Origin of the sequence: Parabacteroides leei (genome assembly GCF_023369805.1) — a bacterium.
Lineage (GTDB): Bacteria > Bacteroidota > Bacteroidia > Bacteroidales > Tannerellaceae > Parabacteroides > Parabacteroides leei.
In genome coordinates this window covers 199,235-215,629 of the sequence record NZ_JAMBQG010000012.1, presented here as the reverse complement: position 1 = coordinate 215,629, position 16,395 = coordinate 199,235, and the positions used below count along the sequence as shown (strand labels likewise).

14 protein-coding genes, 1 tRNA gene and 1 rRNA gene are annotated in these 16,395 nt (G+C 40.7%); 7 read left to right on the top strand and 9 right to left on the bottom strand.

Going from position 1 to position 16,395, the window contains the following annotated elements; translation table 11 throughout:
- Positions 1-92, top strand: a 5S ribosomal RNA gene (gene rrf, locus M1P97_RS17470); the annotation flags it as partial.
- A 125-nt stretch (positions 93-217) separates the two neighbouring features.
- Here the strand turns inward: rrf and cobC are convergent.
- The 6 genes from cobC to cbiB are packed head-to-tail and all read right to left on the bottom strand — an operon-like array spanning position 218 to position 4,694.
- Positions 218-751, bottom strand: a complete 534-nt coding sequence (cobC, locus tag M1P97_RS17465; protein ID WP_249389720.1) for an alpha-ribazole phosphatase — start codon at positions 749-751, stop codon at positions 218-220.
- A 9-nt stretch (positions 752-760) separates the two neighbouring features.
- On the bottom strand, positions 761-1,513 hold the full coding sequence (locus M1P97_RS17460; protein WP_195374897.1) for an adenosylcobinamide-GDP ribazoletransferase: 753 nt from the start codon (positions 1,511-1,513) through the stop codon (positions 761-763).
- Positions 1,514-1,546: 33 nt separating this feature from the next.
- Complete coding sequence (gene cobT, locus M1P97_RS17455) at positions 1,547-2,584, bottom strand: nicotinate-nucleotide--dimethylbenzimidazole phosphoribosyltransferase (RefSeq protein ID WP_249389719.1); 1,038 nt, start codon at positions 2,582-2,584, stop codon at positions 1,547-1,549.
- Between the two features lie 15 nt (positions 2,585-2,599).
- A complete protein-coding gene (locus M1P97_RS17450) occupies positions 2,600-3,127 on the bottom strand; it encodes a bifunctional adenosylcobinamide kinase/adenosylcobinamide-phosphate guanylyltransferase (protein WP_195374895.1) in 528 nt (175 codons plus the stop codon).
- A complete protein-coding gene (locus M1P97_RS17445; RefSeq protein ID WP_249389718.1) occupies positions 3,120-3,728 on the bottom strand; it encodes a S4 domain-containing protein in 609 nt (202 codons plus the stop codon). Before M1P97_RS17445 ends, M1P97_RS17450 begins: the two co-directional genes overlap by 8 nt.
- A 15-nt stretch (positions 3,729-3,743) precedes the next feature.
- Positions 3,744-4,694, bottom strand: coding sequence for an adenosylcobinamide-phosphate synthase CbiB (gene cbiB, locus M1P97_RS17440; protein ID WP_249389717.1), 951 nt, complete (start codon positions 4,692-4,694; stop codon positions 3,744-3,746).
- Between the two features lie 85 nt (positions 4,695-4,779).
- Between cbiB and M1P97_RS17435 the strand changes: the two genes are divergently transcribed.
- Positions 4,780-5,799: an HU domain-containing protein gene (locus M1P97_RS17435; RefSeq protein ID WP_195374892.1), complete on the top strand. Its 1,020-nt coding sequence runs from the start codon at positions 4,780-4,782 to the stop codon at positions 5,797-5,799.
- A gap of 160 nt (positions 5,800-5,959) precedes the next feature.
- Here the strand turns inward: M1P97_RS17435 and M1P97_RS17430 are convergent, their stop codons facing one another.
- On the bottom strand, positions 5,960-6,151 hold the full coding sequence (locus tag M1P97_RS17430; protein WP_195374891.1) for an Arc family DNA-binding protein: 192 nt from the start codon (positions 6,149-6,151) through the stop codon (positions 5,960-5,962).
- 269 nt (positions 6,152-6,420) lie between these two features.
- Between M1P97_RS17430 and M1P97_RS17425 the strand changes: the two genes are divergently transcribed.
- The 4 genes from M1P97_RS17425 to M1P97_RS17410 all read left to right on the top strand — a co-directional run bounded on the left by M1P97_RS17425 (position 6,421) and on the right by M1P97_RS17410 (position 13,565).
- Positions 6,421-8,424, top strand: coding sequence for a tetratricopeptide repeat protein (locus tag M1P97_RS17425; protein WP_195374890.1), 2,004 nt, complete (start codon positions 6,421-6,423; stop codon positions 8,422-8,424).
- 162 nt (positions 8,425-8,586) lie between these two features.
- Positions 8,587-11,697, top strand: a complete 3,111-nt coding sequence (locus M1P97_RS17420; protein WP_249389716.1) for a TonB-dependent receptor — start codon at positions 8,587-8,589, stop codon at positions 11,695-11,697.
- Between the two features lie 81 nt (positions 11,698-11,778).
- Positions 11,779-12,978 (top strand): alkaline phosphatase family protein, encoded by a 1,200-nt coding sequence (locus M1P97_RS17415; protein WP_195374888.1) that lies wholly within the window; start codon positions 11,779-11,781, stop codon positions 12,976-12,978.
- 218 nt (positions 12,979-13,196) lie between these two features.
- Complete coding sequence (locus M1P97_RS17410) at positions 13,197-13,565, top strand: RNA recognition motif domain-containing protein (protein WP_195374887.1); 369 nt, start codon at positions 13,197-13,199, stop codon at positions 13,563-13,565.
- 75 nt (positions 13,566-13,640) lie between these two features.
- On the opposite strand, the gene M1P97_RS17405 is transcribed toward M1P97_RS17410, so the two are convergent.
- Positions 13,641-13,856: a winged helix-turn-helix domain-containing protein gene (locus M1P97_RS17405; protein ID WP_195374886.1), complete on the bottom strand. Its 216-nt coding sequence runs from the start codon at positions 13,854-13,856 to the stop codon at positions 13,641-13,643.
- Positions 13,857-14,174: 318 nt separating this feature from the next.
- A tRNA-Glu gene (locus M1P97_RS17400) sits at positions 14,175-14,247 on the bottom strand.
- A gap of 275 nt (positions 14,248-14,522) precedes the next feature.
- Between M1P97_RS17400 and mutA the strand changes: the two genes are divergently transcribed.
- Entirely contained in the window at positions 14,523-16,385 is a 1,863-nt protein-coding gene (mutA, locus tag M1P97_RS17395) for a methylmalonyl-CoA mutase small subunit (protein WP_195374885.1), read from the top strand.
- Positions 16,386-16,395 lie beyond the last annotated feature (10 nt).

The following is a 16,395-nucleotide window of genomic DNA, read 5'->3' as shown; positions in this document are numbered from 1 at the left end:
GGGATCCACCTCTTCCCATTCCGAACAGAGAAGTTAAGCCCAACCACGTCGATGGTACTGCGTAAAAGTGGGAGAGTAGATAACCGCCGTTTTTGTCAGGTCGAAAGACTGAATGGTAGAAAGGAGTCAGTCCGAAAGAACTGACTCCTTTTCTGGTTTTGTACAAATATCAAATGGATATATTACAATAAAGAGTATTGGGAGATATGGGGAATTGTTAGTCGAAAGAGAGTTTTATAATCTCTCCGTAGGAAGGTACGTTCTTGAAAGCATCTTTGATATCATATTCTCCTGCATATACCCGCGCACAGGTTAAAACACCTCCGTGAGCGAATATACATACGTTCTCTAGTCCGCTCTTTCTTATTTCATCGAGGAATGAACTGACACGTTCATACTGATCTTTTAAAGATTCTCCTCCTGGTGTTCTGGTCTTGATCCAGTCTGCAAACCAGGTTTCAGAACGGGGATCAGAGGATAACTCTTCCCAGGATTTCATTTCCCATTCTCCGAAATTAAGTTCTTTTACCCGGTCTTCCCGTGTCGCTTCCGGATAGCCACAGTAAGATGCGAGCCGTACACAACGAGTTAATGGGCTACACCAAATTTTATCGAAGTTTAATCCGGAGAGTGATGCTTTTACTTTTTCAGCCTCTTCTTCAAAAGACGGACGTAATGCGACATCTGTTTGCCCATAGGCATAGCCTGCAGGAACCTCGACAGAGGTGTGTCTGATTAAATAGATATTCATATAGTAATTTTAAAGTGTTGTTGTGTATATAACAGCTATCCCGAGGTAAAAACTCAATTCGCAAAGTAGAAATGTGGCTCCGCAACAATCCCCCGTGTATCCTTGTATTTTCTTATTCATGAGTGCAGTCAGCATATACCAGGTGGCGACGGGAAGAAGACCTGCTAAAAAATAAACAGGTTCTGGTAACCAGTATAAAGGAACTAATAGGCAAATAAGACTGAATAGATATTCTCCTGTCGTCATGCGGCTATATACTGTCTTACTTTTAGCTTCCTCTTCTTTCCGGGCATATGGAAGACGATTGATGATCATTCCTGCAACTCCTTTACTATAAGGATCTCCGGCGAGTATGGCACAACCTGCTAATTCAATTGGGAGGTTACTGAGTAATAAGTAATACAGACCGAAATAGCAGATCAATCCGATTACTCCATAACTTCCTATGTGAGAATCTTTCATGATGGCCAATATTCGTTCCCGACTGGTACCTCCTCCAAATCCGTCAAAGAAATCCGCCAGTCCGTCTTCATGTAAACAGCCTGTAATTAATAATCGGGTTATCATTGCTAGTGCCAAAGCGACTCCGGCCGGTAGAATAAGAGAGCCTGCATACAATACGATAACCATTAATCCGGCAGTAAACCAACCGACCAATGCCCACCGGCTAACTATATTCTTGAAATATTCGGCGGGTACTTCTGCCAGTTTCCAGAAAGGCAGACGTGTAAAGAATATGAATGCAGCCAATATACGTAACATATATATAAATGTTAGGAATGGAATACCATCCGGTTAGAAATATTTTGTCACAGCAGCTTGCTGGAAAGTATGCATTTCATTTATCATACGTATAGCCGAGTCAATGATCGGGTAAGCGCATACTGAACCGGATCCTTCTCCTAAACGTAGTCCCAGATTTAATACCGGCTCTGCCTGGAGGGCATCCAACACTTTTCTGTGCCCTGCTTCATCTCCGCAATGTCCGAATATGCAATAAGGGAGCATGTCCGGATAGAGACGGGAAGCAGCCAACACACAATTGGTCATAATAAAGCCATCGACAAGGATGACCATTTTGAGTTCAGCCGCCCGGAGCATTCCACCTACTGCCATGACCATTTCATAACCTCCGAAATAACTGATTACATCTAAAGTACTGTTATCGCCTTTGTAGTTTTCAAGAGCAGCTTTTAGCACATTATATTTATGTTGCACTCCATTGCTGTCCAAACCACTTCCGGCACCCACACATTCGACTAAAGGAATACCTGTGAGGCAAGTCATCCACATGCTGGATGCTGCTGTGTTACCTATCCCCATTTCCCCGAAACTGATAACATTGCATCCTTCTTTATGGCAGTCGGAAACGATGTCGGCACCATACTGAAGAGCCAATTCCATTTCTTCACGAGTCATAGCAGCTTCGTGGAGGAAGTTGCGGGTCCCTTTTCTGATTTTACGGTCTATTAATTGTGGGATTACAGGAAAATCGAAATCAACCCCGCCATCGACGATCTTTATATCGAAGCCGTGTTGACGTGCAAGGAAACAAACACCGGCTCCGCCATTCAGGAAATTGTGGATCACTTGTCGGGTGACTTCTTTGGGGGATTTGCTTACTCCTTCATCGGCAATGCCATGATCGGAAGCGTATATAACATTGACAGGATGATTTAATGCAGGCGCAAGTGTCTGCTGAATCAGTCCGACCTGAAGGGCTATTTCTTCTAATCTGCCTAACGAACCTTTAGGTTTGGTCAGGTTGTTTATTTTTTCTTGTAACGCTTCCGCAATAGCAGTATCCGGTTTTTCAATCTGAAAAGTAATCATTGTTTTATTATTTTGTTATTCTTTTATTTTCATGGGTATTCCGCTTATCATCAGTACGACTTCATCGGCACGGGAGGCAATGTATTGGTTCAACCATCCCTGTAAGTCGGTGAATTTACGCTGTACCGGATCGGGAGATACGCCTCCCAATCCTATTTCATTGGTAACAAAGATGAGATAAGCATGCTGTTCAGCCAATCGGTTGAATTCTTCTTTTAGTTCTTTGAGTGACAGATCGACATTGCTGTCATTGTCAAAAAAGAAATTAGTTCCCCATAGGGTGACGCAATCTATTACAACTACGCGGCCTTCCAAGTTGTGATGGCTCAGATATTTTTCTTCTTCGATGTTTGTCCATTCCGGACCACGATCTGCCTGGTGGCGAAGAACACGTTGACGGAATTCCTCGTCCCATACGCGGGAGGTAGCCAGATAAACCGGGTTAGTGCTTAATGATAAGGCTAGCTTTTGTGCGTATCCGCTTTTACCCGAACGTTGCCCCCCGGTTATAAGTACAATATGCTTATCCGACACTTTATTCATCTTTAGGTTTGTTACGGGAAGCAGTACGTTTAGCCTTGTTTAAAGGGTTATTTTTACTGGTCTTCCGCAGGCTGGCCGACTTTGGTGATGCGGCTAGACGTTGTGCAACAGCTGCTTTTCCTAACGATTTGCCGAACTTCGGTTGTAATGCATCTTTCAACGCTTTTTCTTCCGGACTCAGCTTCTCCTTCGGTTTGGCTCCACTTTTTGCAGCTTTTCTTGCAGCTGCATATTTGTTGTATTTTACGTATTTTCCGGGTCTTAATGTACTGCTGGAACCGGACGGTTTATTACTGTTTTCTGCTTTAGGTGCAGTTACTGTCTTTTTCCCTTTTTTCTCCGGAGTTTTTGTTGTTTCACCAAAAACCAGATTTTGTGTTTTGCCGACTACAGCACGCGAATGCTCTTGAGCCTGACCTTCGTATTTACCTACATTGATCTGAATATCATCCAGCATGACAATGTCGGATTTACTGACCTTCTGTCCGACTTCCGGATGTTTACCATTAACGGTAACCCGTCCCATTTCAATGAACTTGTCCGCTTCCCGGCGTGAGCAATAACCTGCATCACTAAGTAATTTGTTTAGTCTTATTTCCATTGTATATAATTATCTTTAATGTAATAATAGTGATAAAAAACAAACAAGCAATCCCATTGCCAGTTCTGTATTGCTGTTTATTTTAGTCGCAATTAACATGTCTTCTACAGTAAAAGCTCTGTCATTGATACCAATGTATGGTTTTTCAACAGACTGGCCGAAATAGTCGTGTGTCCCTCCGAAACGACAGTCCAGGATAGCAGCCAGGGCAGCCTCCGGATAGCCCGAGTTGGGACTGAGGTGTGCACGGCCGAACTGTTGGAGATAGTTTCTTCTATGCCAGTTACCGGAAACCAGCAGCATTAGGCAGGCCGTTAACCGGGCAGGGATATAATTGGCTACATCATCCAGTCGGGCGGCTGCTTGTCCGAATTCTTTATACCGTTCGTTTTTATAACCAATCATGGAGTCGAGTGTATTGATCATTTTATAAGCCATCATACCGGGTAATCCCAGCAGAGCAAACCAAAACATGGGAGCAATAACACCGTCGCTCAAGTTTTCTGCTAATGTTTCCAGGGCAGCCGCTCTGATTTCCTGAGGAGATAGATGGGATGTGTCGCGACCGACAATACGACCGACCTGCATACGCCCTTCTTCTACGCTCCGGTCTACAGCTTCAAAAACAGCTTTTACTTCTGTAATCAATGTTTTTCCTGCCAGACAATAGAAAACCCCGACTCCGACAAGCAGTGCATAAAACTGTGTGTTGATTACTGCCGCCCACTGCAGGAGTAAGGAAGGAAGGAAATAGATACCTGTAACAAGAACCAATGTAAGTAAAGCTCCTTTATAGAAACGATTGTTTCCTACATTGAGTTTCTTTTCACCGAAAGAAATTAATTTGCCAAACCATATAATGGGATGGGGCCACCCTTCCGGATCACCCAATAGGCGATCTGCCAGCCATCCTCCTAAAAAGGGGATTACTTTTATTAAATATATAGATTGATATGACCAGTACATTGCATTTGTTATATGAGAGACAAAGGTAGAAAATTGTACCGTTTTTTGTTTTGTAAATTCACGAATAAATATCTACCTTTGTCTTATGTTAAGGATAATAACACATATAGAGCGACTATTGCTGGTGCACGATTGCGTAATTGTGCCGAAATTCGGTGGTTTTGTGTTGCAAACGGTCTCTTCCGTTTACAATGGGGCAGATCATTTGTTTAATCCGCAACGCAAAGAAATTGTTTTTAACATCACATTACAACATAACGACGGCTTACTTTCGGAATCATATATGCAAATGTATGATGTGAATTACCGAAAAGCACAGTTAATGTTGGAGGAAGATGTTGAAGATATGAAAGCTGCTTTGCAGGAGGAAAAGAAGTTGTCCCTGGGGGGATTAGGAACTTTTAGCCTGGGAATGGAAGGACAGGTTATTTTCCATCCGGGTAATTCCGATTCCTTTAGTATTGTTTCTTATGGTTTGGCAGCATTTCATTTTCCGCAGTTGAAACCTGTTTTGGCAGAACGTGAAGAAGCTGTTCTATTGGCGGGAAAGAAGAAGAAAGATATCTTATACATTCCAGTTAATCGAAAATTTCTCCGCGTAGCTGTTGCTTCTGCGGCCGCTCTCGCTTTATTCCTGTTGGTATCAACTCCGGTAAAGGATGTGAACCAAGCTGCTTATACGGCCAGTTTTGTTCCAACAGAAATGGTTGTTAAAAGTGTGCCGGAAATGAAAGTGGAAGAAGTTGCGCCAACTGTGTCTGTGGCAAAGGAGTCAAAAGCGGCAGAGATAAAAAAGAATACTGCAGTAGTAACCACTGTTCCTAAGGTTAAAAAACAGGAGGTTGTCTCCAAATCAGTTGAAAAGATACCTGTTCCTAAAATGTATCACATCGTAATAGCCAGTTTCCCGACAGCGGAACAGGCTGATAAATACATTGCCGGTGTAGATCGTAACGAATGTAAGCATGTTAGTAAAGTGGCCCGTGATGGAAAATATCGTATTTATGCTGATAAATTCGATAATCGTGAACAAGCCGAAGCTTATATGTCTACACTTCGTACCAATGAGAAATATAAGGATGCTTGGTTGTTTATCAGTCGCTAATAGAACAGCTTATTGTATATATTTCTGATTTTTTACAAGTCGTATTAATACTGATATAAAAAGGCATCCGAAGGAAAATAAAATTTCTTTCGGATGCTTTTTCTTTTTCTCCCGGGAGAAAAAAGTTTTTTATGTAGACGTGTTTTAGAGTTATCGTAATTTATTCCTCTTCTTGCTTCGATTGTTTTTTCTTTTTTAGCCGGCCGGCTTTGCGTAAAGCCTGGTCCAGAATGTACAGGATCTGACCATTGGTGCTGCGGAACTCGTCCGCAGCCCAGGTTTCGATAGCTTCCATCATTTCAGCGTCGATTCGCACGACAAAATTTTTGGTTGCATTCTCTTTTTTGGCCATCACTTATATTAATATTAAAAATTTAGAATCATTGGTACAATATTCGGGTATTGATAACCGGTCGATCAAACATTGATAATATTGCCGGTAAAACAGAAATACTGATGTCATTAAATGCTCTTTCTTATGATTTCGTAATGATAATTATTTGATATTATTTTGATATCACAAATTAAGCCCTAAAAAAGGATATATCCAAATAAATTATATCCTTTTTTAGGGCAGTATTTAAAATATTATTTAGCTTTGTCTACTCAAAATTTACACGATTGGAATTTCAATTAGATACAGACAACAAGGAGTTTCAGGATGCTTTGCAGCTGATCACTCACACGCGCCAGTCTGTTTTCCTGACCGGGAAAGCAGGTACGGGCAAGTCTACATTTCTTAAATACATCTGTGCTCATACCAAAAAGAAATATGTTGTATTAGCACCGACCGGGATTGCTGCTATAAATGCAGAGGGAGTGACGTTACATTCTTTCTTTAAATTACCGTTCCGTCCAATGTTGCCTGATGATCCGGATCTGAGCTTGAAAGATGGAAGAATTTTTGAATTCTTTAAATACAGAAAGGAACATCGGAAGATTATTTCAGAAGTGGAGCTGATCATTATCGACGAGATTTCAATGGTACGGGCCGATATAATTGATTGTGTAGACCGTATTTTACGTGTGTTTTCCGGAAATATGCGTTTACCTTTCGGAGGTAAACAATTATTGTTTGTGGGAGATGTCTTTCAATTGGAGCCGGTGGTCCCGTCGGATCAGAAAGAAATATTGAGTCTTTTCTATGCCAGTCCGTTCTTTTTCTCGGCCCGTGTTTTTAATTCTATCAACCTGGTGCCGATAGAATTGCAGAAAGTATATCGCCAAACAGATCCTGTCTTTATCAATATATTGGACCGGATACGCAATAATGCGGCCACGAAACAAGAACTGGATACATTGAATGGCCGTTATTTTCCGGAGTTTGTTCCACGCAACGAAGATATGTATATAACGTTAGCTACGCGTCGTGACCAGGTGGATTTTATCAATGAAAAAAGATTATCGGAACTTCCCGGTGAAGAATTTATTTCTATAGGACGTATAGACGGTGATTTCCCGGAATCATCTTTGCCGACTCAACTGAACCTGGCGATTAAAGACCAGGCACAGGTTATTTTTATCGATAATGATCATGAACGGCGCTGGGTGAATGGAACTATCGGAATGGTATCCGGTATTGACGAGAACGGAAATGTTTATGTCTTGCTTGAAAATGGAATCGAACATTTGGTTGAGCCGACTTCATGGCGTAATTATAAGTATAAATATAATGAGAAAGAAAAGAGGATAGAGGAAGAAATTGTCGGAACATTCGAACAATTACCTATCCGTCTGGCCTGGGCTATTACTGTACATAAAAGTCAGGGACTTACTTTCAGCCGGGTTGTAGTGGATCTTACCGGAGGTGTTTTTGCCGGAGGACAAACTTATGTCGCTTTAAGTCGCTGTACTTCACTTGAAGGGCTGGTCTTAAAGAGCCGGGTTACTTCTCGTGATATATTTGTACGTAAGGAGATTGTTCAGTTCAGTCAGATCTTTAATAATAAGGAACTCATTGATAAAAGTCTTCGTGAAAGTGAGGCTGAACTCCTCTATGCACGTGCGGTTCATGATTTTAACCGTGGAGATATGAAGAATGCTGTAGAGTCATTTTCCATGGCAGTCGGAAAACGCAATGAACTCGGTAACCCTTTGGTTCAACGGTTGCTTCGTTCCAAACTTCAACAGATCAATACGCAGCAGGAGCAAATAAAGAAATTGAAAGAGGAACTGTATGCACAGCGGGAAATACTGAAAGAATATGCTCATGAGTATTATTTGATGGGGAACGAATGTGTTACAAAAGCCAATGATCCGAATGCCGCTTTGCGTTCTTTTGATAAAGCGTTGAAACTTTATCCGGAATATGTGGATGCCTGGGTTCGTAAAGGGGTTACATTACTGGATTTGGGTGAAACTTATGATGCTCAGGTTGCTTTGAACGAAGCTGTCCGGTTGAGTCCTCTTTCATTTAAAGCCAGGTATAATCGTGGGAAATGTTACCTGCGTATGAAGTATTATGAAGAAGCTGTTGCGGACCTTCAAAAAGCTGTATCCATAAAGTCGAAACATGCTTCAGCACACGAGTATCTGGCCGAGGCATACCGTTATGTGGGGGAAGAAGAGCTTGCCAGGCAGCATCAGGATATTGCAGATAGTCTGAGAGAAAATAGAAATATTTAAGAAAGACCATAAAAATCAAAAGGAATCGTAATGGTTTCGTAATATAGATTATATATCTTTGTGGTGTTTTATAAAAAATGTATTGATTGTTTTATTTAAACACTACTTAGTATGAGGGGCGTATTTGTATTCATTCTTTTTCTTTTTTGTCTGACATTCGCATTGGATGCCCAGGTTACAACTTCCGGGATTAGTGGAAAAGTGACGGCGGAAGGCGAACTGCTGATTGGAGCGACAGTACAAGCTGTCCATGAACCTTCCGGTACTACATATGGAACAGTGACAAATGTTGACGGGCGTTATAGTTTACAGGGAATGCGTATCGGTGGCCCGTATACGGTAGAAGTGTCTTATGTCGGATATCAGAAAGCTATATATAAAAACATTACTCTTCAATTGGGTGAAACTTATCTGCTCGATGTTAATTTGACGGAATCGTTATCGCTGGAAGAAGTGGTTGTGACGGCTTCGAAGGCTGCGCTGTTTAATTCTCAGAAAACAGGGGCTGCGCAGAATTTTAATCAGGAACAGATATTGTCAACTCCTTCCGTTAACCGGAGTATTTTCGATATTACAAAAATGAATCCGATGGGGATTAACACGAGTAGTGGAATGTCGTTTGTTGGTTCAAGTAATAAATATAACTCCTTTCAGATCGATGGAACGGCTAATAATGATGTGTTTGGATTGTCTGCCAGTGGAACAAATGGTGATCAGGCTGGAGCAAATCCAATCTCATTGGATGCTATTGAAGAAATTCAAGTGGTAATTGCTCCATTTGATGTACGTCAGAGTGGATTTACTGGTGGTGGTATTAATGCAATCACAAAATCCGGAACGAATACATTTCATGGATCGGTTTATGGATATTATAATAATGAAAAATTTTATGGAAAAACACCAGGTGATGTAAAGGAGCGTACACGTTTGGATGATCAATCATCCGAGACCTATGGAGTTACATTGGGTGGTCCGATCATTAAAAATAAGTTGTTCTTTTTTACGAACTTTGAACGTGTAAAAGAAATTTATCCAACAACAAATAATATTGGCACAGAAAGTTCTAAATTAGATAAAAATGAAGTCGACCTGATTATTAATAAAATATCTCAATTGACAGGAGGTTATAATGGAGGAGGTTATGGTCCTTTGGATGTAGATACTTATTCGAATAAATTTTTAGCCCGTATCGATTGGAATGCGAATGATAAAAATAAATTTACACTTCGGTATAGTTTACTTGATGCACGTAGTATGAATTTTTCCAATAAACTGGCTGCAGCTCGTTTGAATGATAATGGATATTATATGAAGAATTCCACTCATTCCATTGTTGCAGAATTAAATACACAGATAAGTTCTTTATTGGCGAATGAGTTGCGTGTGGGATGGACTCGTGTACGTGATAATCGTGATCCGCTGGGACAAGCTATGCCTTATGTCAAGATAGAACAACTCTACAAAAACACTTCATTGGAATTTGGGACGGAAAGATTTTCTATGGCGAACTCATTAAATCAGGATATTTTTACATTAACGGATAATCTGACTAAAATGATAGGAAATCATTCTGTCACAGTGGGGACATATAATGAGTTTTTTAAAATGAGTAATCTTTATCTGACAAACAATTATGGTTCTTATACTTATAGCTCATTGGATGATTTTCTGTCTGTAGGGACCGCTAATGAAGTAGCTCCTAAGTATTATGATTATTCGGTAACACGCCCGGAAATAACCGGAACAAACCGTTGGGCTCCTGAATTTGGTGCCGCACAATTAGGCTTTTATGCGCAGGATGAATGGAATGTGACGAATTTGTTTCGATTAACTTATGGAGTGCGAATGGATATACCGTTGTTTTTTGATAAACCGTTGGCAAATGAAACATTTAATAATTCGGATATAGCAAAACAGTACAATGTTGCTACTAACCAATTACCTTCAACCAAAGTGTTGTGGTCGCCTCGTGTTGGTTTCCGTTGGAATTTGGATGAAAACCGTAAGACTTTAATACGTGGTGGTGTAGGTATTTTTACTGGACGTATTCCTTTTGTCTGGATATCGAATAGTTTTACGAATACTGGTATTGAAGTAAGCCGTACATCTTTAAATTCTTATAATATGCCGAAAGTAGGTCCGGATGATTTTCATTTTAGTATTGACCCGTCAAAGCAATATGAATCGCCAGCTACCTCAGAGGTGAATGTTGTTGATAAAGATTTTAAATATCCTTCTGTTTTTCGTGCGAATCTGGCCTTGGAACATACTTTACCTTATGATGTCCGTGTCAGTTTAGAGGGTTTATATTCAAAAACCTTAAACAATATTTTATATGAAAATATCAATTATCAACCCAATGGTAGCTTAAATAATGGGGGAGATAATCGTCCTACTTATAAAAAGGTCGATGATAACTTTACACAAATAATGTATTTAACTAATACGAATAAAGGATATACGTATAATGTAACAGGTAAAGTTGAGAAGTCTTTTGATTTCGGTTTAAATGCCATGGTAGCATATACTTACGGGCAAGCTAAATCCTTAACAGATGGAAATTCATCACAGGCTTATTCCGGCTGGAAATATAATCCTGTTTATGGAGGAGATGTTGCTCCGGAGTTAAGCTGGTCTATGTTTGACGTGCGTAATCGTATAGTTGCTTCTGTATCTTATACAAAAGAATATGCAAAACATTTTGCAACGACTGTGAGTCTGTTTTATAATGGTCAGACCGGTGGGCGTTATTCTTTGCTATACTCCAAAGATCTAAATGGTGATGGGTATGGAAATGACTTGTTATATATACCGACAGACGCAGAGCGTGAAAAAATGGTTTTTACTGATATTGTTTCAAGTGGAAAAGTTACTTCAACTGCAGCAGAACAAAAGGATGCTTTTATTAAATGGATTGAAGGAAATAAAGAAATCAGAGGAACAAAAGGGGACCATATGAAACGAAATCAATTAGTAATGCCGTTTGAGCATCATTTTGATTTTCATATTGCGCAAAATTTCTTTATGAATGTGGCAGGAAGAAGGCATACTCTGCAAGTAAATTTTGATATATTAAATGTCGGAAATTTATTCAATAAGAAATGGGGATTATATCATCAGACTTCTACTGGATATGATCTGACGCCTGTAACTGCATCTGCTGGTAAGGATGGTCAGTTTACTTATCAGTTCCGTGATCCGGGTGATATGTATACGAATACGGTAATAACTTCACGTTGGCAGGCTCAGATCGGTTTACGCTATATTTTCTAACTGTGTATTTTGTGATTTGAATTAAATAATCGGGAGAGGTTCGCTATCTTTGTGAACCTCTTTTTTTTAGCTGATATGGATATGAAAAGATATTTATGTTTGTTTTTAGTATGCGCAGCTCTTGCCGGTATTCTTCTCTCCGGTTGTTCTGCGTCTAAGCATAATGACCGTTATGTGGTTGTTCTTTCCATGGATGGTTTTCGGTCTGACTATCCGGATCGTGCTTATACCCCGACATTGGATTCTCTGGCGAAAGTCGGGATACGTGCTGCCTTTCGTCCTTCTTTTCCCAGTGTAACTTTTCCCAACCATTATAGTATGGCGACCGGTTTACATCCGGATCATCATGGTTTGGTTAATAATTTCTTCTATGCTTCCGACCTGGATAGTGTTTATCGCATGGCAGATCCGACTCCTGGCTTTTATGGAGGCGAACCGATCTGGAATACAGCAGAGAAACAAGGTGTGCATACCGCTTCTTTCTTCTGGGTAGGCAGTGAATATCCGATTCAGGGACGTCAGCCTTCTATCTGGAAACCATTTGATAAACACGTCCCTTATTCAGACCGTGCGGATTCTGTAGTTGCTTGGTTGCGTTTACCGGAAGATATACGCCCTCACTTGGTTATGTGGTATATAGAGGAACCGGATGGGATCGGTCATGTCTGTACCCCCGATTCTTCGGCAACCTTGCAAAAAGTAGAGGAGTTGGATCGGGTACTGAATCATTTCTTTAATGAAGCCCGTAAACTGGATATTTTTGATAAGATAGATTTTATTGTTCTTTCCGATCATGGGATGGCTACTTTTACTCCGGATAGATATGTCAATCTGAATGACTATTTGCCTAGGGATAGTTTCGATTATATATTTGACGGTGTCCCGACCCTGTTGTATCCGAAAGACGGATATACGGAAAAGGCATATGCAATCCTGAAGGAAGTACCCCATATAAAAGTGTGGAAGAAAAATGAAATACCGGAGAAGTATATTTATGGCTCAAATCCCCGCATCGGCGATTTATTTGTAATGCCGGATATTGGAACCTATTTGGATTTTCGGCCCGAATCTCGTCCAAGGCTCGCTGCTACACATGGGTATGACAATTTCGCTCCGGAGATGGAGGCTATATTTTATGCTGCAGGACCATCTTTCAGGCAACATGTGGAATTACCGGTAATGGCAAATGTGAATCTGTATCAGATAATAGCACGTTTATTAGATATCAAGCCTGCGCCGAATGACGGAGATAGTCTGGTAGTCAATGCTTTATTTCGGTAGAAGTTGGAAGTAAATATAGATAAAACAGAAAAATCAGACTTTTTTACGAAGTTTGTTGATTTTATAGTAAAATACCCGGATTAATCAATTACATTTGTGGAATATTTGAGATTGACTTAAGTTTGTATTAGAAGTAATTGCTCGCAACTTGATTTGTAAAGTAAACTTTTTATCCAACACATTCAGGCTCAATAAACAATTAAATTAAAGTTTACAAAATGAATCTTTACATTTCAAATTTAAGTTACAACATCACAGATGCTGACTTAAGAGAATTATTTGCAGATTATGGTGAAATTACTTCTGCAAAAGTTATTACAGACAGAGAAACCGGCCGTTCAAGAGGATTCGGTTTTGTAGAATTAAGCGATGACGAGTTAGCAAAAAAAGCAATTGAAGAACTAAACCAGGCAAGCTATGATGAAAAAATCATCAATGTAACAGAAGCCAGACCGAGAGAAGAAAGAAGCGACAGAGGCGGCAATAGAGGCGGCGGCTACGGTTCCAACAGAGGCGGTGGCGGTTATGGCTCTAACAGAGGTGGTGGCGGTGGCTACGGCTCTAACAGAGGCGGTGGAAGATATTAATTCTATCTACGATAAATAAAAAAAGCGATCAGAGATGGTCGCTTTTTTTATTTCTATCATAAGGAGTTTAATGCGCTAAAAATCGTAATTCATTCCCGGACAAAAAGCCAGTTGACTATTTGCACTTTTGATCTGAATCTTATTTTCGCGGGCTAGCCATCCGATTGCAGACCATAAATCAGCTTCACACAATGAGGTCGCTTTTTTTAGCTCCTCTAAACTCCAACATCCACCATCCAGTAACAGATTCCAGATAGTACCTGCATTCAATCCAATTGTTCCTTTCGTCATGACAAACTCTGTTTTATGTTTATGGTATGTTTTATTAAACAGAATTTGAAACGAAAATGATATAATCGCTTCGTTTTTTTAGCGTGTTTTAGAAAACGGATGATTCCTGTTAACTTTAATCCACACAAACGGTCAGAAGCACTTCTTATAAAGTATGGATAGAGATAATAGCTCTACTCTGATAGTAATTTCTACTGCAGTGAAAGAATATCCCCACTATGGTGGGGAAAAAGGTCCACTACAGTGGGTAAGTATTCCCATTATAGTGGGGAAAGTTAACAAAAAAGCCTGCCGAAATGAATCAGCAGGCTTTTTTAGTAGTGCGTCCGGGGATCGAACCCGAGTTTCCGCCGTGAGAGGGCGGCGTCCTAGGCCACTAGACGAATGCACCGTTTCGTGTCATAGTTTTCATTGTTTGACGCTGCAAAATTAAGTATTATTTCTTTTCGGTGTTCTCTTTATGCAGAAAAAATGTAAAGAATTTTATCCGGCTCTGTCAGAATGATACAAGAATTGTCCTTGTACCACTAAAAGGCGTTAAAAGTAAGCGCATTTTCGTTTATATTTCATTGTTCTTCCTGTTTATTTATTCTACCTTTGCCCTCTGTTATTGAACAATATACTATTGAACAATTACTAATACCAGTATTATAAATAACTAATATTATGGCAGAACTAAAAGAAAAACTTTTCTCAGAATTCGCTCCGGTCTCTACTGAAGAGTGGATGGCGAAGATCACGGCTGACCTGAAAGGTGCTCCGTTTGAGAAAAAGCTTGTTTGGAAGACAGGCGAAGGATTTAATGTAAATCCTTTCTATCGTGCAGAAGACATCGAAGGACTGAAGACAACCGAGTCTCTTCCCGGTGAATTCCCTTATGTTCGCGGAACAAAGAAGGATAACGATTGGAAGGTACGCCAGAACATTGAAGTAACTTGTTTCAAAGAAGCCAACGAAAAGGCTCTTGACCTGCTGACTAAAGGCGTTACTTCACTCGGTTTCATTATTAAAGGTGATGAAGTAAATGCCGACAATATTGCCACTTTATTGAGCGGTATCTGTCCGGAAGCTACTGAATTGAACTTCAATACTTGCAACTGCAAGGCTGAAAAGCTGATCGGTATCCTGGAATATTACCTGAAAGGAAAAGATGTCGACCTGAACAAGTGTTTCGGTTCTGTCAATTATGATCCTTTCAAAAAACCGTTGGTGAAAGGTAAAGAAAATGGAAATTGGGTGGAAGCTGCATCTGCTGTGCTCAAAGCAGGACAGGCTTTACCCGGTTATAAAGTATTAGCTGTAAACGGTTTCTACTTCAACAATGCCGGTGCTTATATCACTCAGGAACTGGGTTATGCATTGGCTTGGGGTAACGAACTGATGGCGAAACTGACTGAAGCCGGTTTCAGTGCTGACGAAGTTGCCAAGAAGATCAAATTCAATCTGGGTATCAGCTCTAACTACTTCATGGAAATCGCGAAGTTCCGTGCTGCCCGTTGGTTGTGGGCAGAGATCGTTGCAGCCTACAATCCTGCATGCAACTGCGCTTGCAAGATGAATGCACATGCTCAGACTTCCGAATGGAACATGACTGTTTACGATGCTCACGTAAACCTGTTGCGTTCTCAGACTGAAGCGATGTCTGCAGCTTTGGCGGGTGTCGATTCTATCACTGTCCGTCCGTTCGATAAGACTTATCAGACTCCGGACGATTTCTCGGAACGTATCGCACGTAACCAGCAATTGTTACTGAAAGAAGAATGTCACCTGGATAAGGTGGTCGATCCTTCTGCCGGTTCTTATTATGTAGAAGTACTGACTAACTCGTTGGCCGACGTTGCCTGGAAACTGTTCCTGGAAGTAGAAGACAAAGGCGGTTTCGGTGCTGAAGTGGCTAACGGTAACATACAGAATGCAGTAAATGCTTCTAACGTAGCTCGTAAGAAAGCTGTTGCTACCCGTCGCGAAATCCTGCTGGGTTCTAACCAGTTCCCGAACTTCACAGAAGTAGCTGCCGGTAAGATTAAAGAAACAGCTTCTTGCTGTTGTGGCGGTGGTCACTCTTGTGGTGAATCGACTGTTACTCCTCTTGATTTCTCCCGTGGTGCATCTGAATTCGAAGCATTGCGCTTGGCAACGGAAAATAGCGGTAAGACTCCGAAGGTATTCATGTTGACTATCGGTAGCTTGTCTATGCGTATTGCCCGTTCACAGTTCTCAAGTAACTTCTTTGCTTGTGCTGGATACAAGGTAATTGATAACTTAGGTTTCGAAACAGTAGAAGCCGGTGTTGATGCTGCCATGAAAGCAGGTGCTCAGATCGTTGTTCTTTGTTCTAGTGATGACGAATATGCAGAATTTGCTCCTGCTGCTTATAAAGCATTGGCCGGACGTGCCGAGTTTGTTGTAGCCGGTGCTCCTGAATGTATGGAAGACCTGAAAGCTCAGGGTATCGATCAATTTATTAATGTAAAGAGCAACGTGCTCGAAACATTGAAGGCTTTCAACGCAAAATTAGGAATCGCTTAAGTAGAAACAA